General features: G+C 64.3%; 21 protein-coding genes. 18 read left to right on the top strand and 3 right to left on the bottom strand.

Features of this window, described 5'->3' with window-relative positions:
• Positions 1-21 precede the first annotated feature (21 nt).
• The 4 genes from AAGW05_RS07215 to AAGW05_RS07200 all read left to right on the top strand — a co-directional run bounded on the left by AAGW05_RS07215 (position 22) and on the right by AAGW05_RS07200 (position 5,430).
• Positions 22-981: a bifunctional riboflavin kinase/FAD synthetase gene (locus tag AAGW05_RS07215; RefSeq protein WP_411803817.1), complete on the top strand. Its 960-nt coding sequence runs from the start codon at positions 22-24 to the stop codon at positions 979-981.
• A gap of 187 nt (positions 982-1,168) precedes the next feature.
• Complete coding sequence (gene rpsO, locus AAGW05_RS07210) at positions 1,169-1,438, top strand: 30S ribosomal protein S15 (protein WP_411803816.1); 270 nt, start codon at positions 1,169-1,171, stop codon at positions 1,436-1,438.
• Between the two features lie 389 nt (positions 1,439-1,827).
• Complete coding sequence (locus AAGW05_RS07205) at positions 1,828-4,068, top strand: polyribonucleotide nucleotidyltransferase (protein WP_411803815.1); 2,241 nt, start codon at positions 1,828-1,830, stop codon at positions 4,066-4,068.
• Positions 4,069-4,071: 3 nt separating this feature from the next.
• On the top strand, positions 4,072-5,430 hold the full coding sequence (locus tag AAGW05_RS07200) for a M16 family metallopeptidase (RefSeq protein ID WP_411803814.1): 1,359 nt from the start codon (positions 4,072-4,074) through the stop codon (positions 5,428-5,430).
• A gap of 121 nt (positions 5,431-5,551) precedes the next feature.
• On the opposite strand, the gene AAGW05_RS07195 is transcribed toward AAGW05_RS07200, so the two are convergent.
• On the bottom strand, positions 5,552-5,833 hold the full coding sequence (locus AAGW05_RS07195) for a MoaD/ThiS family protein (RefSeq protein ID WP_411803813.1): 282 nt from the start codon (positions 5,831-5,833) through the stop codon (positions 5,552-5,554).
• A 2-nt stretch (positions 5,834-5,835) separates the two neighbouring features.
• Positions 5,836-6,939 carry a GTP 3',8-cyclase MoaA gene (gene moaA / locus AAGW05_RS07190; RefSeq protein ID WP_411803941.1) on the bottom strand — a complete coding sequence of 368 codons (1,104 nt, stop codon included), beginning with the start codon at positions 6,937-6,939 and terminating at the stop codon, positions 5,836-5,838.
• 230 nt (positions 6,940-7,169) lie between these two features.
• Between moaA and glp the strand changes: the two genes are divergently transcribed.
• From glp to AAGW05_RS07125, 13 genes are all read left to right on the top strand, one after another.
• The gene (gene glp, locus AAGW05_RS07185; protein WP_411803812.1) at positions 7,170-8,483 is read left to right on the top strand and encodes a gephyrin-like molybdotransferase Glp; all 1,314 of its coding nucleotides are present in this window, start codon (positions 7,170-7,172) and stop codon (positions 8,481-8,483) included.
• Positions 8,471-9,004, top strand: a complete 534-nt coding sequence (gene moaC / locus AAGW05_RS07180) for a cyclic pyranopterin monophosphate synthase MoaC (RefSeq protein ID WP_411803811.1) — start codon at positions 8,471-8,473, stop codon at positions 9,002-9,004. The genes glp and moaC overlap by 13 nt, the downstream gene beginning before the upstream one ends.
• A complete protein-coding gene (locus AAGW05_RS07175; protein ID WP_411803810.1) occupies positions 9,001-9,501 on the top strand; it encodes a molybdenum cofactor biosynthesis protein B in 501 nt (166 codons plus the stop codon). Before moaC ends, AAGW05_RS07175 begins: the two co-directional genes overlap by 4 nt.
• Complete coding sequence (locus AAGW05_RS07170; RefSeq protein ID WP_411803809.1) at positions 9,491-9,976, top strand: molybdenum cofactor biosynthesis protein MoaE; 486 nt, start codon at positions 9,491-9,493, stop codon at positions 9,974-9,976. Before AAGW05_RS07175 ends, AAGW05_RS07170 begins: the two co-directional genes overlap by 11 nt.
• Positions 9,977-9,986: 10 nt before the next feature.
• Positions 9,987-10,745: a 4-hydroxy-tetrahydrodipicolinate reductase gene (gene dapB, locus AAGW05_RS07165; protein WP_411803808.1), complete on the top strand. Its 759-nt coding sequence runs from the start codon at positions 9,987-9,989 to the stop codon at positions 10,743-10,745.
• 103 nt (positions 10,746-10,848) lie between these two features.
• Positions 10,849-11,238 (top strand): hypothetical protein, encoded by a 390-nt coding sequence (locus tag AAGW05_RS07160; RefSeq protein WP_411803940.1) that lies wholly within the window; start codon positions 10,849-10,851, stop codon positions 11,236-11,238.
• A gap of 2 nt (positions 11,239-11,240) precedes the next feature.
• Positions 11,241-12,029 carry an alpha/beta fold hydrolase gene (locus tag AAGW05_RS07155; protein WP_411803807.1) on the top strand — a complete coding sequence of 263 codons (789 nt, stop codon included), beginning with the start codon at positions 11,241-11,243 and terminating at the stop codon, positions 12,027-12,029.
• Between the two features lie 865 nt (positions 12,030-12,894).
• Positions 12,895-13,800 (top strand): 4-hydroxy-tetrahydrodipicolinate synthase, encoded by a 906-nt coding sequence (gene dapA, locus AAGW05_RS07150; RefSeq protein WP_411803806.1) that lies wholly within the window; start codon positions 12,895-12,897, stop codon positions 13,798-13,800.
• A 2-nt stretch (positions 13,801-13,802) separates the two neighbouring features.
• Positions 13,803-15,494: a ribonuclease J gene (locus AAGW05_RS07145; protein ID WP_411803805.1), complete on the top strand. Its 1,692-nt coding sequence runs from the start codon at positions 13,803-13,805 to the stop codon at positions 15,492-15,494.
• A 148-nt stretch (positions 15,495-15,642) separates the two neighbouring features.
• A complete protein-coding gene (locus AAGW05_RS07140) occupies positions 15,643-18,552 on the top strand; it encodes a DNA translocase FtsK 4TM domain-containing protein (protein WP_411803804.1) in 2,910 nt (969 codons plus the stop codon).
• 55 nt (positions 18,553-18,607) lie between these two features.
• Positions 18,608-19,204 carry a CDP-diacylglycerol--glycerol-3-phosphate 3-phosphatidyltransferase gene (pgsA, locus tag AAGW05_RS07135; RefSeq protein ID WP_411803803.1) on the top strand — a complete coding sequence of 199 codons (597 nt, stop codon included), beginning with the start codon at positions 18,608-18,610 and terminating at the stop codon, positions 19,202-19,204.
• 3 nt (positions 19,205-19,207) lie between these two features.
• Positions 19,208-19,702, top strand: a complete 495-nt coding sequence (locus AAGW05_RS07130) for a CinA family protein (RefSeq protein WP_411803802.1) — start codon at positions 19,208-19,210, stop codon at positions 19,700-19,702.
• Positions 19,703-19,863: 161 nt separating this feature from the next.
• Positions 19,864-20,304 (top strand): helix-turn-helix domain-containing protein, encoded by a 441-nt coding sequence (locus AAGW05_RS07125; RefSeq protein ID WP_411803801.1) that lies wholly within the window; start codon positions 19,864-19,866, stop codon positions 20,302-20,304.
• Here the strand turns inward: AAGW05_RS07125 and AAGW05_RS07120 are convergent.
• On the bottom strand, positions 20,301-20,528 hold the full coding sequence (locus tag AAGW05_RS07120; protein WP_411803800.1) for a hypothetical protein: 228 nt from the start codon (positions 20,526-20,528) through the stop codon (positions 20,301-20,303). The genes AAGW05_RS07125 and AAGW05_RS07120 overlap by 4 nt on opposite strands.
• A gap of 14 nt (positions 20,529-20,542) precedes the next feature.
• Between AAGW05_RS07120 and AAGW05_RS07115 the strand changes: the two genes are divergently transcribed.
• Positions 20,543-20,764 carry a DUF3046 domain-containing protein gene (locus AAGW05_RS07115; RefSeq protein ID WP_411803799.1) on the top strand — a complete coding sequence of 74 codons (222 nt, stop codon included), beginning with the start codon at positions 20,543-20,545 and terminating at the stop codon, positions 20,762-20,764.
• The last annotated feature ends 144 nt before the right edge of the window (positions 20,765-20,908 follow it).

Raw genomic sequence — 20,908 nt, 5'->3', positions numbered from 1 at the left:
ACACAGGGCGCAAGCCACCGAATGGATGAGGGAAACGTAGTGCAGATTTGGAACTCCTTGGACGAGGTTCCCCGGGACTTTGGCCCCTGTGTGGTTACCCTGGGCAATTTTGACGGCCTGCACCTGGGGCACCAGGAAGTTCTCGGACAGGTCCGTGCCGAGGCAAAGGCCCGCGGCGCGCTGTCGGTCGCGCTGACCTTTGACCCGCACCCGGCACTGATTCACCGCCCCGAGAGCGCGCCCGCACAAATCATGGGCCTGCCAGACAAGCTCGCCGCCATGGAATCCCTGGGCCTGGACGGTGTCCTCATCCTGCCCTACACCCTTGAGTTTGCCCAACAAACTGCCGAGGAATTTGTCCGCAATGTCTTCGTCGACACCCTGGGCGCCTGCACCGTGGTCGTGGGACACGATGTCAGGTTTGGCAGGGCAAACTCGGGCGATCTGGCAACCATGGTGAGCCTGGGTGCGGACCTGGGGTTCGACGTCGTGGTTGTCAATGACGAGGGCCACGACCGCCGCTGGTCCTCAACCTGGGTCCGGGAGGCACTGCACAAGGGCGACGTCGACACCGCCGCGCAGGTGCTCGGCCGTTCGCACACCATGAGCGGGGAGGTGGTGCACGGCGCCGCCCGCGGGCGCGAGCTGGGATTCCCCACGGCAAACCTTTCTCCCGATGCGTGCGGGATCATCCCGGCCGACGGCGTGTATGCAGGCTGGTTGACCGACGACGACGGACACCGCTGGCCGGCCGCCATATCCGTTGGCTCCAACCCCACCTTCGTCGGTGTGAGCCGGCAGGTCGAGGCGTTTGTCATCGACAGGCCGCAGGAGCCGGTGGAGGCCTTCAACCTGTACGGGCGGCATGTGGTGGTTGAATTCGTGAAACGGCTGCGCGGCATGGTCGCCTACACCGGAGCTGAGGCCCTCATAGAGCAGATGCACCACGACGTCGAGCAGAGCCGCGCGATTCTAGGCTGAACTTTTGGGCCGAACACGTTCAGACTGCCCGGTCGGGCCCGGGCCACTTCGACTTAACCCCTTGCCCTGCCGTAAACTGGTTCCTTGGGTCCGGCTGCAGTCCGTGGTTGCTGGATTCCCCTGTGTTCACGGCAAGCAGTTGCCACGGGCCGGGATCATGCTCACGGCACATATCTAGGAGTTACTTGTGGCATTGACCGCCGCTGTAAAGCAAGAAATCATGCAGGCTTTCGCAACTGTTGAGGGTGACACCGGTTCACCTGAAGTTCAGGTTGCCATGCTCTCACGTCGCATCGCCGACTTGACCGAGCACCTGAAGATGCACAAGCACGACCACCACACCCGCCGCGGCCTCATGGGCCTGGTTGGTCGCCGTCGTCGCCTGCTTGGCTACCTCAAGGACACTGACATCACGCGTTACCGTGCGCTCATCGAGCGCCTCGGCCTGCGTCGCTAGTCTGTGGACAAAGGCGGCCTTCCACCTGCCGGTGACTTCGTGTCACCTGGTGCTGGAAGGCCGCCTTTCACAGTGTGGGAACCCATATTGTGAAGGGTGTTCCTGCCGCTGAGGCGGCGGGCACACCGGCATTACTGCACCAGCGTTGCTGCTCTGCAGGCACCCCAGCACGTTCAAGGGCACGACCGACGCATTCACGCATTCGCGGTCCTCGGTAGTGGCCTCCGGGATGAAGCGTTACGCTTCACGCCCGTGGGCCTCGATCGAAGACCGGGTGTTGTACAGAGAGCCACAGCACGATCCGGTGGTGATCCTGGGAAGAATGCCCGGAGCCGTTCCTTGGCCGGGGTTCAAAAGAACATCTACCAGGAAATGGAGGTGACTCTCATATGGAGGGTCCCGAGATTCAGTATTCAGAGGCCGTCATTGACAACGGTCGCTACGGCAAGCGGGTCATCCGCTTCGAAACCGGCCGTCTTGCCCAGCAGGCCGCCGGCGCAGCCATGGTCTACATTGACGAAGACACCGTCCTGCTTTCGGCCACCACGGCCGGCAAGCACCCGCGTGAAGGCTTCGACTTCTTCCCGCTGACCGTTGATGTGGAAGAGCGCATGTACGCCGCCGGCCGCATCCCGGGCAGCTTCTTCCGCCGCGAAGGCCGTCCCTCGACGGAAGCCATCCTGGCCTGCCGCCTGATGGACCGCCCGCTGCGCCCGGCATTCGTCAAGGGCCTGCGCAACGAGGTCCAGGTCGTTGTCACGGTTCTGGCCATCAACCCCGACGTGCTCTACGACGTGGTCGCCATCAACGCGTCCTCCATGTCAACGCAGCTCTCCGGCCTGCCGTTCTCCGGCCCCATCGGCGGCGTCCGCGTTGCCCTGATCGACGACGGCAAGGGCCCCCAGTGGGTTGCCTTCCCGAAGCACTCCGAGCTGGAAAACGCCGTGTTCAACATGGTTGTTGCCGGCAAGGTTGCCGGTGACGACGTCGCCATCATGATGGTTGAAGCCGAAGCGACCGACAACTCCTGGAAGCTCATCAAGGAACAGGGCCACCAGGCCCCCACCGAAGAGGTTGTTTCCGAGGGCCTGGAGGCCGCAAAGCCGTTCATCAAGGCCCTGTGCGAGGCACAGGCGGACCTGGCAGCACGCGCAGCCAAGCCCACCGTTGAGTTCCCCGTCTTCCTTGACTACGAAGATGACGCCTACGCCGCCGTTGAAGCAGCTGCAGCCACCAAGCTGGCCGCCGTGTTCACCATCGCCGACAAGCAGGATCGCGACAACGCCTCCGACGCCTTGAAGGATCAGACCCTTGCAGCACTGGCCGGCGCCTTCGAAGGCCGCGAGAAGGAACTCTCCGCAGCCTTCCGCTCGGTCACCAAGCAGGTCATCCGCCAGCGCATCCTCACCGAGCAGGTCCGCATCGACGGCCGTGGACTGACGGACATCCGCCAGCTCACCGCCGAGGTTGAGGTTCTGCCCCGCGTGCACGGCTCCGCAATCTTCGAACGCGGCGAGACCCAGATCCTGGGTGTCACCACGTTGAACATGTTGAAGATGGAACAGCAGATTGACTCGCTGAGCCCTGTAACGCGCAAGCGCTACATGCACAACTACAACTTCCCGCCGTACTCCACCGGTGAAACCGGCCGTGTGGGCTCGCCCAAGCGCCGCGAAATCGGTCACGGTGCCCTGGCTGAGCGCGCCATCATGCCGGTGCTGCCGACGCGTGAAGAATTCCCCTACGCCATCCGCCAGGTATCCGAGGCACTGAGCTCCAACGGCTCAACCTCCATGGGTTCCGTTTGCGCATCGACCCTGTCGCTGCTGAACGCCGGCGTGCCGCTGAAGGCCCCCGTTGCAGGCATCGCCATGGGCCTGGTCTCCGACCAGGTTGACGGCCAGACCCGCTACGCAGCTCTCACCGACATCCTCGGCGCCGAAGATGCCTTCGGCGACATGGACTTCAAGGTTGCAGGTACCGCAGAGTTCGTCACGGCCATCCAGCTGGACACCAAGCTCGACGGCATCCCGGCCTCGGTTTTGGCCGCAGCCCTGAAGCAGGCCCGCGAAGCCCGCCTGCACATCCTGAGCGTCCTGACCAGCGCCATCGACGTACCGGACGAGCTCTCCGAGTTCGCGCCCCGCGTCATCTCGGTCAAGATCCCCGTTGATAAGATCGGCGAGGTCATTGGGCCCAAGGGCAAGATGATCAACCAGATCCAGGAAGACACCGGCGCAGACATCTCCATTGAAGATGACGGCACGGTTTACATCGGTGCAACGAACGGCCCGTCAGCTGACGCCGCTCGGTCAGCGATCAACGCAATCGCCAACCCTCAGGTTCCTGAAATTGGCGAGCGTTACCTGGGCACAGTTGTCAAGACCACCACATTCGGTGCGTTCATCTCGCTCACACCGGGCAAGGATGGTCTGCTGCACATCTCCGAGCTCCGCAAGCTGGCCAATGGCAAGCGCGTGGACAACGTTGATGACGTGGTTTCCGTCGGCCAGAAGATCCAGGTTGAAATCACCAAGATCGATGACCGCGGCAAGCTCTCACTCTCACCGGTTGTTGCCGAAGAAGAGAACGCTGCTGAAGAAGAAGTTACCGAAGGCGCTGCAGAGTAATTCATGGCGATCACCCTTTTGCCGCTGACAAGCGCTGCCGATGGCTCGGCCTCCGATGACTCCACACTGATTTCCGGACAGGTGGGCGGCTCAGTAGTGCGCCGCTCCGTCCTTCCCGGCGGTGTGCGGGTACTGACCGAGGCCATGCCCGGGCAGCGCAGTGCGACAATCGGGTTCTGGGTTGGTGTTGGCTCTCGGGATGAAACCGAGGGCCAACACGGCTCAACCCATTTCCTTGAACACCTGCTGTTCAAGGGAACCAAGCGCCGCACGGCGTTGGAAATTGCCTCCGCCTTTGACGAGGTGGGCGGCGAGTCCAATGCCGCAACGGCCAAGGAAAGCACCTGCTACTACGCACGCGTGCTGGACACCGATCTGCCCATGGCCATCGACGTCATCGCCGACATGGTCACCTCAGCCGTGATTGATCCGGCCGAGCTTGAGCAGGAACGCGACGTCATCCTGGAGGAGATCGCCATGGATGGCGACGACCCCACCGACGTTGCCCACGAACAATTTGTGGCCGCCGTCATGGGCGGCCATGCACTGGGCCGCCCCATTGGCGGAACCCCGGAAGCCATCCTGGCCGTGCCCCGCGAATCCGTGTGGTCGCACTACCAAAAGCACTACCGGCCCGAGACGCTTGTCATCACCGCGGCCGGCGGCCTCGACCATGAGGACGTCTGCGCCCAGGTGCTCAAGGCACTGCGCACGGCGGGATGGTCCCTCGACGAAGGCGTTGTCCCCGCGCCGCGCCGCGCCAATGACGCTGTTGAGGTTTCCGGGACGGCCGGGTTGCATGTGGTCAAGCGCCAGGTCGAGCAGGCCAACATCATCCTCGGCTGCCCCTCGCTGCGGGCCACTGATTCACGCCGCTTTGTGATGAGCGTGTTGAACTCTGTCCTGGGCGGCGGCATGTCCTCGCGGCTGTTCCAGGAGATTCGCGAGAAGCGCGGCCTGGTGTACTCCACCTACTCCTTCGCTTCCTCCTACGCCGACACCGGCTACTTCGGCATGTACGCCGGCTGCGCACCGGCCAAGGTGGGCCAGGTCATCGGCCTGCTGAGCGCCGAACTGGAAAAGCTGGCCGAGCACGGGGTGAGCCAGGCCGAGCTCGCCAAGGCGTTGGGCCAACTCTCCGGCGGTATCGTCCTGGCCCTGGAAGACAGCGGATCCCGCATGTCGCGTCTGGGCCGTGCCGAGATCGTCACCGGCGAATTCATGGATACCGATGAATCGCTGGAACGCATCCGCAAGGTCACCGCTGCCGAGGTCCAGGACCTCGCCCGCGAACTGGCGGCCTCCCCGCGCACCATCACAGTGGTTGGTCCGTTCCAGGAATCCGAAACCTTCGGTCTGTAAAGACTACCCGTGCAATAACCTAAATCGAACGTACAGTTAATGCCCATGTTCCGGGAGAACATGGGCATTAACTGTACGTTCGATTATTCGGGGGGTGGTGAACGGGCCCCGGCCGGAGCTGTTAGCCGCCAGCAAACGGGGGGAGGACGTCAACCACGTCCCCGGCGTTCAGCTCCGAGGCAAGATCCCTCGTTGAGACCTCGTTGACCAGGAAGCTGCACCGTGTCAGGACGTCAGCCAGCGGCGGCGTGTGGCTTGAGGCCGACGCCGGATAGCTCGCCACGAGTGCCGCGGCCAGGTCCGCCAAGGTGAACGGGTCGGTCCCGGCCAGCGTGGCAAGGTCAACACGGTGTTCCTCAACCCCTGTGGCCGCTGCGGCGGCTGCAAAGAAACGTACGTTCATGCTCATCCTCCAATGGCACTCATGCTGCGGTCGGGCTGCACAAAGTCTGCATCTCCCAATCCAGGGTGTCCCATTCCGTGGGCGCGGGGTTTAGCCCACATGGCGTCCTGCCAGCGGGAGGCGACGGCGTCGTCGTCCTCCGTCGATGCCCCTGCACGCAGCAGGGCGAGCAAATCGACCTCGGTGCGGGAGAACAGGCAGCTCATGACCTTGCCCTCGGCGGTGATGCGGGTGCGGCGGCAGTCCGCGCAAAACGGTTCGGTGACCGAGGCGATGATGCCAACTGTCCCCAACAGCGCATCCGATCCACGGTGGCGGACCTCGAATCGTTCGGCGGGGGCGCCGTCGCGGGACCTGGGATCTGGCGCAAGCTCGAAGGTGCCGGAGAGGAGGGTGCGGATTTCGGCAGCGGTGATCATGCCCTCGCGGGTCCAGCCGTGGTCGGCGTCCAACGGCATTTGTTCGATGAAACGCAGCTCGTAGCCACGGTCAAGGCTCCACTGCAGGAGCTCGGCGGCATGGCCGTCATTGATGCCGCGCAGCAGGACGGCGTTGATCTTGATCGGCGCGAGCCCGGCGGCTGATGCGGCCTCGATCCCTGCCAGCACCTGGTCAAGAAACGGCCGCCGGGTCAGCTGCAGGAAGGCGTCGTGGTGCAGGGTGTCCATTGAAACGTTGAGCCGACTCAGCCCGGCATCGGCCAGGGCCTGGGCCTTTTTCGCCAAGCCCACGCCGTTGGTCGTCAGCGAGATGGGCAGGGACGGGTGGTTTTGACGCAGTGCGGCAATGATCTCCACGAGGTCTGCACGGACAAGCGGCTCACCACCTGTCAGGCGCAGCTCGCGCACACCGAGCCGCTCGACCCCAATCCCCACGAGCCTGACAATCTCCGCCGCCGTGAGCAGCTTGTCCTTCTTCAGCCAGTCAAGCCCGGCTTCAGGCATGCAGTACTGGCAGCGCAGGTTGCACTTGTCCGTCAGCGACAGACGCATGTCGGTGGCGACCCGCCCGAACTGGTCCAGTAAGCCTGTTTCGGCGCCGCCGGTGCGAAGGGCGCCGGAGCGGGGGCTGCCAGACTCGGAAGTTCCGGGGCGCACTTCCGGCATGCCCAAGGTGACGCGTTCGGTATCCATGGTTCCACGCTACGCCATTATTGGGTTCCCGGACGGGGTCATCGAGCAGCCAACCCACGCTTGAGGGAAGATTCATCGACTCATTCGTGGGTATGGGGGCGGGTTGAGGCCAGCAAACGGCCCGCCGCACCCGGCGTCTGTCTGGCCCCTCACCTAGGATGGGTGGAAACGGGGTGCCGCGCGGCGCCCGAGGGAAGGATGTCATGCGTAGAACTGTCGCCGAACACCAGCAGGCCGTTGAGCGGCTTTTGCGGCAAAGCTGGGCCGCGCAGCCTGCCTCGGTGATGAACGACGGCGGCGCCTCCGTCGCGCTGCGTCAGGCCCTCGGGCGTGTGCTCGCCGATGACTTGGTGGCGCCCCTTGACCTGCCACCGTTCGCGAACTCGCAGATGGACGGGTACGCCATTCACATCCCCTCTGGGCAACCTGAAAGCATTGATTCTTCCGAATCAACCTCCTACCGGGTTGCCGAAACCATTCCGGCCGGGGCCGTTCCCACGGAGCTGCTTCCTGGCGAAGCCGCCCCCATCATGACCGGGGCCATGATTCCGCCCGGCGCCAACGCCGTTGTCCCGATTGAACGGGCCGTTCCGGCCCGGTTTGCCGCCGCGGGTGAAACCGTCGGGCTGCCGGGAACCCCTGCGGGCAAATTTGTGCGCGGCCAGGGGAGCGACGTCCAGCGCGGGTCGGTGGTCATCGCCGCCGGAACCGTGCTCAATGCCGCCCATCTGGGCCTTGCCGCCGCGCTTGGCTGCACCGAGCTGGCGGTCAGGCGCAGGGCGAGGGTGCTGCTGCTGACCACCGGCGATGAAGTCCTTGCGCCCGGAGATCCTGCCGCCGCCGACGGACTGCCGGCCGGCATGATTTTTGATGCCAACGAGGCGCTCCTGAACGCCTGCTTGCAGGAAGCGGGGGTGGAAGTGGTGCATTCCGAGGTGATCAACGACGACCCGGCGGCCCTGCTGCGCCTGTTGGAGGCCAGCGTTGGGGTGGTGCTGGGCGGATTGGGGAAACCGTCTCCCGGGTATGACTTTGTGATGTCAGTGGGCGGGATCAGCGCCGGAGCCTTTGAAGTGGTGCGGCAGGCCCTGGGTGCAGCCGGCAGCGCAGCTGAGATGGAATTCCTCCCGGTGGCCCTGCAGCCCGGCGGCCCTCAAGGGCTGGGCACATTCAGGGGCGTCCCGTTCCTTGGCTTCCCCGGCAATCCCGTCAGCGCGTTTGTGTCCTTTGAACTCTTCCTGCGACCTGCGCTGTCGGCAGTGCTGGGGGCTCCTGTCCGGCGGCACCAGGTGATCGCCATACTGGAACACGCAATATCCTCGCCACTGGGAAAGCACCAGATCCGCCGGGGCATCTACTCCGGGCCGGAATTTGAATCCGCCGCATCCGTCCGCGAGGTTGGCGGGGAGTCCTCCCATTTGCTGGGCTCCCTGGCCCAGGCCAACGCCCTCATCAACATCCCCTCGGGCGTCACCGAATTGCAGGCCGGGGCAAAAGTGGAAGTATGGCTGTTGTGACTACCTCAGATGCCCCTTCCCTGACCCACCTGCGCCGCGACGGCACCGCCGCCATGGTGGACGTGTCGGCCAAGGCCGAAACCATCCGCGAAGCAACCGCCACGGGCACCGTGGAGACCACCTGCGACGTCATGAGGCTCCTCGGTGAGGGCGGGCTGCCCAAGGGCGACGCCCTGGCCGTGGCCCGCGTTGCCGGCATCATGGGCGCCAAAAAGACTTCCGAGCTGATTCCCCTCTGCCACCCGCTGCCCATATCAAAGGTCACTGTTGACTTTGAACTGGGCGAAACCGCCGTCACCGTGTTGGCGACGGTGAAGACCCGTGGGGTGACAGGAGTTGAGATGGAGGCACTGACAGCCGTTTCAGTTGCTGCGCTGAGCGTGTACGACATGATCAAGGCGGTGGACAAGCACGCAGTCATATCGGGCATCCGCGTGCTCGCCAAGCGTGGCGGCAAGAGCGGGGACTGGGTCGCCGGTTCTGGACCGGCAGCCGTTGCGGCAGAGGGGCAGTCAGCATGAGCGCCTGCGAACCCGGCACGCAGCTGGGCACGGCAGCGGTGGTCATCGCCTCCACCCGCGCAGCCCTTGGTGTCTATGACGACACGACCGGTCCCATCATTGTTGACTGGCTCCGTGAGCACGGTTTCGAGCCGTTGGCCCCCGTCGTGGTCCCTGACGGTGCCCCGGTAGGGGCGGCGTTACGGGCCGTGCTGGCCCAACATCCCGCGGTCGTACTGACAAGCGGGGGGACAGGGCTGAGTCCGGATGACCAGACCCCCGAAATGACATTGCCGCTGCTTGACCGGGAAATCCCCGGAATCATGGAGGCCATGCGCGCAACCGGGCTGGCCAAGACACCCATGGCGTCGCTGAGCCGTGGCCACGCAGGTCTCGCGGGCAAGACAGTGATCGTGAATTTGCCAGGATCGCCCTCGGGCGTCATGGACGGGCTGGCGGTGCTCGATCCCATCATCAAGCACATGATCGACCAGGTTGGCGGACACCATGGGCATTAATGTTGACGTCGTTTACGCCGGACTCAGCGCCGAACCCATATCCGTCGACGCCGCGATCGCCGCGGTGGAATCCGACACGGCCGGCGCGGTCGTCTCCTTCAGCGGCGTCGTGCGGAACCACGACGGGGGACGGCAGGTCGCTCGTTTGAGCTACAGTTCGCACCCCCTCGCGGCCAGCGTGCTCCAGGGCATCATCGACTCCCTGGTCGAAGGGATGCGGGACCCGAGCGGACATCCCGTGCGCATCTGGATTGCCCACAGGGTGGGGCCGCTGGAAATAGGCGAACCGGCACTCGTGTGCGCCGTCGCCTCCTCCCACCGGGCCGAAGCCTTCGAGCTGTGCTCGGAGTTGGTTGAGCGGGTTAAGGCCGGGGTGCCCATTTGGAAGGAGCAGTTCTTCACCGACGGGACCGCTGAATGGGTGGGTGCCGGCAACCTGCCGCAGGCGGAGCGGGGCTTGCCGGAAAACCAGTAGTCTTAAACGCATGAGTGAAATGCTGAAGGTGGCCGTGCTCGGCGCCAAGGGACGAATGGGAACGGCTGCCGTTGCGGCCATCGAAGCGGCGCCGGACATGGAATTGGTGGCCGCACTGGGCCGCAACGACGCCCTCGATGTGCTCGTTGAGACAGGCGCGCAGGTCGTGGTCGATTTGACAGTGCCCGATTCCACCGAAGCCAACGTGCGCTTTGCCGTTGAGCACGGCATCCATGCGGTGGTCGGCACCACCGGCTGGGATGCACAACGGCTTGGCGACCTTGAGGAACTGCTGGCACAGCACAGCCCAACGGGTGTGCTGATCGCACCCAACTTTGCCCTTGGCTCGGTGCTGGCAACGCACTTTGCCGCGAAGGCAGCCAAGTACTTCGACTCCGTTGAAATCATCGAGCTGCACCACCCGCGCAAGGTCGATGCGCCGTCCGGAACCGCGCTGCGCACCGCCGCGCTCGTTGCCGCCGCCCGCGCCGCCGCAGGCGTTCCGGCTGCGCCCGATGCCACCGAAACCGAGCTCGACGGCGCCCGCGGAGCCTTGATTGACGGCGTCCCCGTCCACAGCGTCAGGCTGGCCGGCCTCGTCGCCCACCAGGAAATCCTGTTCGGCAGCCACGGTGAGGCACTGACCATCCGCCACGACTCCTTCAACCACGAATCGTTCATGCCCGGCGTCCTGCTGGGTGTCAGGACCGTGGGCACCCGCCCGGGCCTGACGGTTGGCCTTGACGGCTACCTTGACCTGGAAGGCTAAGCCTGTGGACAATGCCGCCGGGCCCGCAGCGAAGGGGCCGAAATTAAAAATCACCAAGACCAAGATCTGGGTGGCGCTGATTGCGCTGCTGCTCGTCTTTTACATGGTCGTCATGGTGCAGCGCGCCGTCCTGTTGCTGGGTGACCCCGACTGGATCGCCAAGCTCCTGGGCGCCGCCTACCTGCTCATCCCGCTGGTTGCCGCCTGGGCGCTCGTCAGCGAACTGGCCTTCGGCGCCAGAACCGAGCAGATGGCAAAGGTCCTTGAGGCCGAGGGCGGCCTGCCGGTGGACAACCTTCCCCGCACCCCCGCCGGGCGGATCATCCGTGAAGCTGCGGACGCCGAGTTTGAAAAGTACAAGGTGGAGGCCCAGGCTGCGCCGCAGGACTGGCGTTCCTGGTTCAGGCTCTCCTGCGCCTATGACGCAGCCGGGGATCGCAAGCGCGCCCGCAAGGCCATGCGCGACGCCGTCTCCTTGTTCAGGCAGCGCTAGCCATGCCCGTCGCACGGAACCCGCACGACGGCGTCGAACTTGCCTATGACGCAGTGGGGGAGGGCGCGCCCCTTCTGCTGGTTCACGGAAGTGCGCTGAGCAAGGCAATTTGGCGCGGATTCGGCTACACCAAGGCGTTCCGCGACAACTACCGGGTCATCACCATGGACCTGCGCGGCCATGGCCGTAGCGGCAAGCCGCACACCCCGGCCGACTACGTCATGGACACCCTCGTGGCCGACGCCCTCGCCGTCCTCGACGACGCCGGCGTGCACAAGGCCCACTATGGCGGCTACTCGGTGGGTGCCCGGCTGGGCTTTTCACTGGCCGTAGCCGCGCCCGAGCGGCTGCTGTCGCTGACAACACTGGGCGGCACTTTCCGGATCCAGCCAGGCAGCATCGGGCGGCTTTTCTTTCAGGAGTACGACGCCGCCCTCGGCTCCGGCGCCATGGACGCCTTTGTCCAGGGCTGGGAGGCGCGGATTGGGCGCCCCCTCGAGGCGCAGACCCGGGCAGCCTTCCTTGCCAATGACGCCGCTGCCCTGCGGGCCTATTTCGCCCAAACAGAGGCCGACCCCGCCGTTCCCGAGCATGAGATTGCTGCCATCACCATCCCTGCCCTGCTCATGGCCGGAACAGAGGACAGGGCCCGGCTCGAGGACTCGCGGCGGGCAGTGGAGTTGATGCCCAACGCACGGCTGGTTGAACTGCCCGGGCGCAACCACGGTTCAACGCTGGTGCCCCCGGCCCCGGTGCTGGCGGAATGGCTCCCCTTCCTGCGGTCCCTCTGACGCTCGGTTACTTCCTGTCGTGTTTTCCGTGACGCTCGGTTACAACCTGTCGTGTTTTGCGAATCCCTCCCTCAGCAAATCCAGCGCTGGTCCTGAAATGACCCCGTTGCACGGTGGACCGCACAGGACTCGTTGGGGGCGGGGTCCTCCACAGGGTGTGCTGGGGGCGTGGTTGTGCAGGAAGCCGAACGGTTGGCCGAGAACGGGCGCATCGACCCGGACATCTAGGCCGAGGTTGAAACCACGTTGATACAGGCCGGGCGGGCAAAAACCTTCCCATGCTGACCTGCTGGCGAAGGTGGGCATCTTCTTCGAGATAACTTACCGGGGCTTGGTCGGCATCGGCGGGCATATCACGATCGCCCAGCATGAGGAGTTCATGGCCATCGTTGGCCGCGCCGCGCCGCCAACCGGAACCTCCGACGGCGGCAAGGGTGCCGGCAACGGCTTACCGGCGGCACAAGTCGTGACCGTGCCCGCGACACTGACAACAGCCGTGACGATGGACCGGTGGTGGAGGTGTGGATCCCGTTCTCGGGGTCAGGGGATTTGCTTGAGGGGTTGGTTCCGATCGATCCGGAAAGCCCTGACCGAATCGTGAAGGATGAGCGGACCTACGCCCAGAAGCTCCCGGACATGCTCCCTCGCCTGGAGCCCGTCCTCCCGGAATAGCAACGCAACCGCACCCACCGCTGCTGACTCTTGGGCGACAGCCGCAGTCGCGGCCAGCAACGCCTTGCGGGGCGGGGAATGCGGATGGAAAACGTTGATGAGCGAAGTATATTCTTGCGTCCCGGCTCATTTTGGTGACCGGCACGGTCGCAGCGTTGCAGAAAAACACCAAGTAGCAGGTAACGTTTTAGGTATGTCTGCCTCTGAAATCTCCCCGCGTCCGTTCGGCACTTTGGTGCCCGCCATGGTCACCCCCTTCACCGCCGATGGGGCAGTGGACTATCAGGCCGCCGGGGAACTGGCCAGCAAGCTAGTCGACGACGGCTGCGACGGCATTCTCGTCACGGGAACCACGGGCGAAACCTCCACACTGACCGATGAGGAAAACCTGGGCATGTTCCAGGCAGTCATCGACGCCGTCGGCGGCCGCGCACGTGTCATCGCCGGAACCGGAACCAACGACACCCGCCACTCCGTCAGCCTGTCCCAGCGTGCCGCCAAGCTGGACATTGATGGACTGCTCATCGTGACCCCGTATTACAATAAGCCCAGCCAGGCCGGCATCCAGGCCCATTTTGAGGCGATCGCCAATTCTACTGATCTGCCCGTGATGTTGTACGACATTCCGGGCCGCTCCGGTGTGCCCATCACCACCGAAACCATCATCAAGCTGGCCGATCACCCGCGGATCACAGCCCTGAAGGACGCCAAGGCCGACTTCACCGAAACAAGCCGTGTACTGGCCAACACCGACCTTGATGTCTACTCGGGCGACGACGGACTGACGCTCCCGCTCATGGCGGCAGGCGCCGTCGGGCTTGTCAGTGTGACGGCGCACATTGCGGCCAAGCAGTTCCGTGCCCTCATCGATGCCGCAGCGGCCGGGGACTTCGCAACAGCGCGCAGGTACCACTTTGAGCTGGACCCGTTCATCAGGGCCACCATGGGCCACGTCCAGGGCGCGGTGGCCGTCAAACAAATTCTTAAGTGGCAGGGAATCCTGTCCAACTCGGTCGTCCGGCTGCCCCTCGTGGAGCCTGGCGAGGCCGAGATCGCCATGATCAAAGCTGACCTCGCGGAAGCTGGAATGGAAGTGTAAGCATGACCCAAATGACCGAGCCCGGACTGCGCACCCCTCCTGAACTGGCCAAGGGGACGCTGCGGATTGTTCCCCTGGGCGGCATCGGTGAAATCGGCCGGAACATGACCGTCTTCGAAATGGACGGCAAGCTGCTCATCGTTGACTGCGGCGTGCTCTTCCCCGAGGAGGACCAGCCAGGCGTTGACGTGATCCTGCCGGACTTCTCCTACATCAAGGACAGGCTCGACGACGTCGTCGGCCTTGTCCTGACCCATGGCCACGAAGACCACATCGGCGCCGTCCCGTACCTTCTGCGTTTGCGCGCTGACATCCCCCTGATCGGTTCGCAGCTGACCCTGGCGTTCATTGAAGCGAAGCTCATGGAGCACCGCATCAAGCCCTGGACGCTCACTGTCAAGGAGGAACAGGTGGAACAGCTCGGCCCGTTCCAGTGTGAGTTCGTTGCCGTGAACCACTCCATCCCCGACGCGCTGGCCGTGTTCATCCGCACCGAGGGCGGCTCCGTGCTGCATACGGGCGACTTCAAGATGGACCAGCTGCCGTTGGACGGGCGCATCACCGACCTGCGCCACTTTGCCCGGCTGGGTGAAGAGGGTGTGGACCTGTTCCTGGTTGACTCCACGAACGCCGACGTTCCAGGCTTCACCACCAGCGAGGCCGAGATCGGCCCCACGCTGGAGGCATTGTTCGGCAAAGCCAGCAAGCGCATCATCGTGGCCAGCTTCTCCTCGCATGTGCACCGCGTGCAGCAGGTGCTCAACGCCGCAGTGAAGCACAACCGCAAGGTGGCCTTCGTGGGGCGCTCCATGGTGCGCAACATGGCCATTGCCTCAAAGCTCGGCTACCTGCACGTCCCCGAGGACGTACTGGTGGACCTGAAAAATGTAGGCAACCTGCCCGATGAGCAGGTGGTCCTGATGTCCACAGGGTCCCAGGGCGAGCCCATGGCGGCCCTTTCCCGCATGGCCAACGGGGACCACAAGATCGTCGTGGGCAAAGGCGACACCGTCATCCTTGCCTCATCGCTGATCCCCGGCAACGAAAACGCCGTTTTCCGGATCATCAACGGCCTGTTGAAGCTGGGCGCCGACGTCATCCACAAGGGCACCGCCAAGGTGCACGTTTCCGGTCACGCGGCTGCCGGCGAGCTGTTGTACTGCTACAACATCCTCACGCCGAAGAACGTCATGCCTGTCCATGGGGAGACCCGCCACCTGATCGCCAACGCCAACATCGCCATCGCCTCTGGGGTGCCTGCGGAAAACGTGCTGCTCACGGACGACGGCTCAGTCATTGACCTCAAGGACGGCGTGGCCCAGATAGTGGGCCAGGTCGAGTGCGGATTCGTGTACGTTGATGGACAGAGCGTCGGCGAGATCACCGACGACGACCTCAAGGACCGCCGCGTGCTGGGCGATGAAGGGTTCATCTCCATCATCACCGTGGTTAACCGCGCCACGGGGAAGATCGTCACCGGGCCCGACATCCATGCCCGTGGTGTTGCCGAGGACGATTCCGTGTTTGATGAAATCAAGCCCAAGATCGCCGCAGCCCTTGAGGAAGCAGTCATGGCCAGCTCCGACCACACAACACACCAGCTCCAGCAAGTGGTGCGCCGCGTGATCGGCACCTGGGTCAACCGCAAGCTGCGCCGCCGCCCCATGATCATCCCGGTGGTCCTCGAGGCATAAGCCCGGCCGATGCAGGAGGCAGTTCCAGTCGGCGCGGACCCGTCAGCGGCGAAATGGGCGCCCCGTGCCCCGGCGCTGTGCCCGTCACCACGAGTGGTTTAGCGGTCAAATCCGCATGATTCCGCGCTGCGGGCGGTACCGTTGAAGCATGGCGACTCGTTCTTCCCCCGCCCGTCCGTCCTCCGGTCACCAGGGCGGCGCTTCATCGCGCACCCCCAAGACCACGAAGACACCGGTGTCCCGCAGCAAACCTTCCGCGCCCGAGCCCGAGGTTCATTTGGTGTGGCCGCTGCGCATGGCCGTGTCGATCTGGCAGGGACTAGGACACCTGGTCGGCGCGGCCATCCGCCGCATGGGCACAGACAAAAGCACCATGCCGGCAGAGGAACGCCGCGACGGTGCGGGGCTGCTCTTCTTTGTGCTGGCCCTGGTTATCGCCATCTTTGACTGGTGGGGTCTGACAGGGGCCTTCGCCGACGGCGTGCGCGGCGTGCTCCAGGGCAGCTTTGGCTGGTTCGCCGTGATGCTGCCTCCCATGCTCCTGATTTTCTCCGTGCTGGTCTTCCGCCAGCCCTCCGACATGTCAACGAACAACCGCGTGGCCCTGGGCTTCTCCATCCTGACACTGGCCGGATGCGCCATCGCGCACGTAACGGGCGGCAACCCCAGCATTGCCGACGGTTTCGAGAAGGTCAGCGCCGCCGGCGGCATGGTCGGCGCACTCAGCGGCGGTCTTGTGGCCAATCTTGGCTCGGTCACGGCAGTCGTCTTCTTCTCCGTCGTTGCGTTTGCCAGCATCCTGGTCCTGACCAACACGCCGGTGCGGCACATTCCTGCGCGCCTGCGCGGCATTTACGAAAAGCTGATGGGCGCCGACCCCGGCTTCCAGGGGCAACCGCAGGGCGACGGCCATGACCAAAGCTACCTTTACGACCACCAGGAGCCGGCGAAGAAGCCGCGCAGAGCGCGTGCACGGCAAAAGGCTGCCCCGGAGGAGGAGTTTGAGGACGTCCTGGGCGCCGAGGCCTTCGCGACCCCGCTTGTGGAAGGGGACGACGGCGAAACCCGGGTTCCGGCGTCGGGCGCGCCCAGGGTGCGCCCGGGCGTGCGCAGGCCCACCAGGGACGAGCTGGCCGCGGACAAGATCAAGGCCCGCCAGGGCCTGCCCACCTCATCGGAGGTGTTCGACGCCGACGCCGAGCCGGTCACCGAGGCGATCGGGATCGTTGCGGGCAACTCCATCCGCGCAGACGCCGGGGCGGGCGTCTACGACTTCGACGAAACCGCCACCCAGGCCATGCCTGCACCGCCCATGGCCCCGCCCATGCCCATCCCCGCACGCTCCGAGCAGCTCCAGCTGTCAGGGGACGTCACCTACACGCTGCCCCAATCCGACTTCCTGCCTGCGGGCCCTCCGGGGAAGGACGCCACCGAAGCCAACGACACAGTGGTGGCAGCCCTGACCAACACCCTGCAGCAGTTCAACGTTGACGCGGCCGTCACAGGTTTCAGCCGTGGACCGACAGTGACCCGCTATGAAATTGAGCTGGCACCGGGCACCAAGGTTGAGAAGGTGACGGCGCTCAGCAAGAACATCTCCTATGCCGTGGCATCCTCGGATGTGCGCATCCTGAGCCCCATCCCGGGCAAGAGCGCCATCGGCATCGAGATCCCCAACGCCGACAAGGAAATTGTTGTTTTGGGTGATGTGCTGCGCTCGGCCAATGCACGGCGCACCGAACACCCCATGGTCATGGGCGTGGGCAAGGACGTCGAAGGCGGATTCGTCGTGGCCAACCTGGCCAAGATGCCCCACCTGCTCGTGGCCGGTGCCACCGGTGCAGGCAAGTCCTCGTTTGTGAACTCCATGATTGTCTCCATCCTGATGCGGGCCACCCCCGATGAGGTGCGCATGGTGATGGTCGACCCCAAGCGCGTGGAACTGACGGCTTACGAAGGCGTGCCGCACCTGATCACGCCCATCATCACCAACCCCAAGAAGGCAGCCGAGGCGCTGCAGTGGGTCGTGCGTGAAATGGACCAGCGCTACGACGACCTGGCCAACTACGGCTTCAAGCACATCGACGAGTTCAACAAGGCAGTCAAGGCCGGGAATGTGCACCCGCCCGAAGGTTCAAAGCGCATTGTCAGGCCCTACCCGTACCTTCTTGTCATAGTCGACGAGCTCGCCGACCTGATGATGGTGGCCCCGCGCGACGTGGAAGACTCGATCGTGCGCATCACCCAGCTGGCCCGTGCCGCAGGCATCCACCTCGTCCTGGCAACGCAGCGCCCGTCGGTTGACGTGGTCACGGGCCTGATCAAGGCCAACGTGCCCTCCCGCATGGCCTTTGCCACCTCATCCGTCACCGACTCCCGCGTGGTCCTTGACCAGCCGGGTGCCGAGAAGCTGCTGGGCCAGGGTGACGCCCTGTTCCTGCCCATGGGCAAGTCAAAGCCCGTCCGCGTCCAGGGTGCCTGGGTCACGGAGGCGGAAATCAAGGCCGTCGTAGACCACGTCAAGGGCCAGCTCAAGGCCACCTACCGCGACGATGTTTCCGTCGAGGCCCCCAAGAAGGTCATCGAGGACGACATCGGCGATGACATGGACCTGCTGCTGCAGGCCACCGAGCTCGTCGTCACCACGCAGTTCGGGTCCACCTCCATGCTCCAGCGCAAGCTGCGCGTGGGCTTCGCCAAGGCGGGGCGCCTCATGGACCTGCTTGAATCCCGCGGCGTCGTGGGGCCCTCGGAAGGCTCGAAGGCGCGCGATGTCCTGGTCAAGCCCGACGACCTTGCCGAAACCCTCGCCGCCATCCGCGGTGACGGGCCCATCCCGGGCGGCTCCGGCGTCGAACCTTCAGAGTCGCCAGCTGCCGTTGATCCGATGACGGCGGCGCTGGCCGAAAATGCGAACGCGAACCACGCCCACGCCAATCCGTCATGGGGCGGGGATCTTGTGGCCGATGACCTGGCGAGCCGCCCCCTTGCGGTTGACTACGGCGACGGCGACGATGAAGAGGGTGGCGAGGACGCATGGTCGTTGACTGGACGCTGAAGGCCCTGCCCGCAGGAAATGTCCCTGTGGGCCCCTTTGCCGATAACCTTGACCTGTGAGTGATACGGTGGCGCCGCGCCCTTCGAATTGGAACCTGCCCAACGCCTTGACGCTTTTGCGGATCGTGCTGGTGCCCTTCTTCATTTGGGCCTTCGTGGCCGACGGCGGCGATTACGGGCCGCTGCGGTGGATTGCCGTGGTCCTGTTTGTGGTGGCCATTTACACGGACAAGCTCGACGGCGACATCGCCCGGGCGCGCGGGCTCATCACCAGCTTCGGCAAGATCGCGGACCCCATCGCCGACAAGCTGCTGATCGGATCGGCGCTGATCCTGCTTTCGGCCGTGGGGGAGTTGTGGTGGTGGGTCACCATTGTCATGCTCGTCCGCGAAATCGGCATCACCCTGCTTCGCTTTGTGGTGATCCGCTACGGCGTGATGGCCGCGTCAAAGGGCGGCAAGCTGAAGACGGTGCTGCAGACGGTAGCCATTTTTGTGTACCTGCTGCCGGTGACGCCGGCCCTTCCCTGGCTGTCGCTTGTGGCGCTGATCGTCATGCTGGTTGCGCTGGCCGTTACTGTTGTTACGGGCGTTGACTACATTGTTAAGGCGTGGCAGCTGCGCAGTGCCGGGCGCAACCCAGGGCGGGTGTAGCCGGTGCAGACTGTGACGCAACTGGCCCTGCTGGTGGAAGCCGCCGTGGCCGCTGACATTACCGTGGCCACCGCCGAGTCGCTGACAGGGGGCATGCTGGCGGCCACGCTGGTCCAGGTACCAGGCGCGTCGGGAATGTTCCAGGGCGGTGTGGTCGCCTACCAGAACTCGGTGAAGGCGGCGCTACTGGGAGTTTCCGCGCCATTGCTGGAGTACCGCGGTGCCGTTGACCCCGACGTCGCCTGCGCCATGGCGCTCGGGGCATGCGCCGCGACGGGTGCCCGGGTGGGAATTTCGACGACGGGAGTCGCCGGGCCCGAGCCGCACCAGGGCAAGGATGTGGGGGATGTGTTCATTGGTGTGGCGTTCGACGGGGAGGTTCAATCCTATGAATACCACTTTGCCGGTGACAGGGAAATGATCCGGGTGCAGGCCACCCAGGAGGCTATTTCACTGCTCGAACAAGTAATTAAAGCTGCCGGGGAACAAAAGTTGTGACTAGATAGTTGGTCATAGTGAACGCAAAGTGCTTACATCCCCTTTAGGATAAGAACACCAAGCGGGCAAGGCGCCATGACGGAGTTTCCGGCAGGCGCAACCGAATGGATCGAAGTGATTGAATCGACCACAGTGATTGAACAAGGAGCAAGGCGATACCGATGGTGAAACAACCCGTATCCGTAAACGGCGTAGTGCGCTGGCGGGATGTGGGTTTGGCAGTTGACAAACCGCATCAGCAGAAGGAGCGCAAAATGGTGGTGTTACGCCACGAGATTGGTGATGTTCTGCGCGATGTTCGTCAACGTCAGGGCCGCACACTCCGCGAAGTCTCACACAATGCGCGCGTCTCACTGGGCTATTTGAGCGAGGTGGAGCGCGGACAGAAGGAAGCGTCTTCTGAGCTGTTGGCGTCCATTTGTGCCGCATTGGAAGTGCCCCTGTCACTCATGCTCCGCGAAGTGAGTGATCGTTTGGCCATTGCTGAAGGCGTGGCTGTCCCGGACACTGTTCCGCAGGAATTTTCGGCCCGTTATGGCCGTGACCTGAACCAGGAACTCTCCGACGAGTTGAGCAAGGGCTTGATGTCCAACGCTTTCTAAACCCGGTTGTCCCGCACGGTGCAGCCCCTAAAGCTAAGCTGGATCCCGCCTTCGGGCGGGGTCCAGCTTTTTTTGGTGCCACGCGCCGACACGTCGTCAGGGACCTCAGTTCCTCGAGGTTCCATGACGGCAGGCGTTCCTGGAACGTTTCCTGCCGGCTCCAGATCGGGGTGCACACTGCCGGTCAGCTGCAGGTTCATGGCGCCTGCCCGGGGCGCGGGCATGCGAGAATGGGGGAGTGCGAGTAAGCGAATTTTGGCGATTGATGGATGACGAATTCAGCCCCTCCTATTCCCGGGTCCTGGCCCGCGATTTGGTCCTTGGCGGCGTAGGCGGCAATACCGCCAGCGACGCCCTGCGCGCCGGATTCGATCCCAAGGAAATCTGGATTGAGGTGTGCAAGGTCCAGGATGTGCCCCAGTCACGATGGCTCGGCAGGGACGTTGCGCCCAAAAACTGAGGTTCGGGAGCACTCCGGGGTTTCAGCGGCAGCGCCTGCCCGGCGGCCCCGGTGCGACACGCTGAACTGCGCCAAAGAAGTGTTCGAATATCTATTCGATCAACGCTATAATGTGTTTAATGGGTGCTGCGCCGTGGGCACACT

Origin of the sequence: Arthrobacter sp. LAPM80 (assembly GCF_046736435.1) — a bacterium.
Classification (GTDB): Bacteria; Actinomycetota; Actinomycetes; order Actinomycetales; family Micrococcaceae; genus Specibacter.
This window is presented reverse-complemented; position numbering and strand designations above follow the sequence as displayed.

Bases quoted from the DNA above. Each gene is read 5' to 3' on its own strand.
- AAGW05_RS07145 (WP_411803805.1), top strand. From the start codon at position 13,803: ATGACCCAAATGACCGAGCCCGGACTGCGCACCCCTCCTGAACTGGCC.
- AAGW05_RS07120 (WP_411803800.1), bottom strand. From the start codon at position 20,528: ATGCCCGCGCCCCGGGCAGGCGCCATGAACCTGCAGCTGACCGGCAGT.
- AAGW05_RS07155 (WP_411803807.1), top strand. From the start codon at position 11,241: ATGCCCGTCGCACGGAACCCGCACGACGGCGTCGAACTTGCCTATGAC.
- dapB (WP_411803808.1), top strand. From the start codon at position 9,987: ATGAGTGAAATGCTGAAGGTGGCCGTGCTCGGCGCCAAGGGACGAATG.
- AAGW05_RS07175 (WP_411803810.1), top strand. From the start codon at position 9,001: ATGAGCGCCTGCGAACCCGGCACGCAGCTGGGCACGGCAGCGGTGGTC.
- AAGW05_RS07125 (WP_411803801.1), top strand. From the start codon at position 19,864: ATGGTGAAACAACCCGTATCCGTAAACGGCGTAGTGCGCTGGCGGGAT.
- moaC (WP_411803811.1), top strand. From the start codon at position 8,471: ATGGCTGTTGTGACTACCTCAGATGCCCCTTCCCTGACCCACCTGCGC.
- AAGW05_RS07205 (WP_411803815.1), top strand. From the start codon at position 1,828: ATGGAGGGTCCCGAGATTCAGTATTCAGAGGCCGTCATTGACAACGGT.
- moaA (WP_411803941.1), bottom strand. From the start codon at position 6,939: ATGCCGGAAGTGCGCCCCGGAACTTCCGAGTCTGGCAGCCCCCGCTCC.
- AAGW05_RS07200 (WP_411803814.1), top strand. From the start codon at position 4,072: ATGGCGATCACCCTTTTGCCGCTGACAAGCGCTGCCGATGGCTCGGCC.
- glp (WP_411803812.1), top strand. From the start codon at position 7,170: ATGCGTAGAACTGTCGCCGAACACCAGCAGGCCGTTGAGCGGCTTTTG.
- AAGW05_RS07170 (WP_411803809.1), top strand. From the start codon at position 9,491: ATGGGCATTAATGTTGACGTCGTTTACGCCGGACTCAGCGCCGAACCC.
- dapA (WP_411803806.1), top strand. From the start codon at position 12,895: ATGTCTGCCTCTGAAATCTCCCCGCGTCCGTTCGGCACTTTGGTGCCC.
- AAGW05_RS07140 (WP_411803804.1), top strand. From the start codon at position 15,643: ATGGCGACTCGTTCTTCCCCCGCCCGTCCGTCCTCCGGTCACCAGGGC.
- AAGW05_RS07160 (WP_411803940.1), top strand. From the start codon at position 10,849: ATGGTCGTCATGGTGCAGCGCGCCGTCCTGTTGCTGGGTGACCCCGAC.
- AAGW05_RS07195 (WP_411803813.1), bottom strand. From the start codon at position 5,833: ATGAACGTACGTTTCTTTGCAGCCGCCGCAGCGGCCACAGGGGTTGAG.
- AAGW05_RS07215 (WP_411803817.1), top strand. From the start codon at position 22: ATGGATGAGGGAAACGTAGTGCAGATTTGGAACTCCTTGGACGAGGTT.